This window comes from Xenorhabdus eapokensis, assembly GCF_001908105.1.
The window spans coordinates 1-824 of sequence record NZ_MKGQ01000145.1; the positions used below are offsets into that span (position 1 = coordinate 1).

General features: G+C 43.9%; 1 pseudogene. It reads right to left on the minus strand.

What is annotated here, in order from left to right:
• Positions 1-96 precede the first annotated feature (96 nt).
• A pseudogene (locus Xedl_RS19840) lies at positions 97-660 on the minus strand (IS982 family transposase); the annotation flags it as partial.
• Positions 661-824 lie beyond the last annotated feature (164 nt).

Sequence of the window (824 nt, forward strand, 5' to 3'; positions counted from 1 at the left end):
GGGGAGGAGCAAAAGCGATCAGGAGGCAAAAAAGATGTTCAGTTGATGAGCTATTTACGGAGCATATTGAATATGTCAAATTATGATGATTCTGCTATAACCTTTATCGCCGTAAAGAGAACCCATTAATTCTGTGGTTAATTCGCGAACAGGTTCCCGATCATCCACATTACCGGCCGTGACTTTAAGCGCGAGAATTTCCCCCTGATGATTGACAACCAAATGTAATTTGAAACCATAAAACCATCCCATTGAATTTTTTCCACGCTGTGCGATTCCCGCAAAGACCTTATGTCGAGGGATGCGAATGTTATGGCAGACACTCAAACTGGTGGAATCAATAAAAGCAATGCCTGTGGGTTTCCCTTTTAATTGAGTCAGATAGCTACATAGTGGCACCAAAACGGAAGGGGCAACGCTGATAAAACGGGTATAACTGAGTAAAGTGGAGAAGTCGCGGTGGTGGTATTGCCAAATATGTTTCAAATAAAAATTTTTAAAATCACGGTAATGCGACATATGAAAAAGGATCAAAATGGTCATGATTTCACTGGGATACATATGACCTTGTCGGCGGCGTAAACGATGCCCACTCTCAAGACAAAATTGTTCCCATTGAGGAATGAAAAAACGGCAAAAATGGTGAGTAGACCTGCCCAGTCACCCGGGCAGATCCCTCCTCAGAACCGGACATGCAGAACTACCGCATCCGGCTCCCGACAGACCCCAGTCGTCACACCTATTCAGCAAGAATTGAACATTGAATGGACTTTCCAGCTTGAAGGATAACCCAGCACTTTCAGGATCAAAGTCAGCTTTTCCCA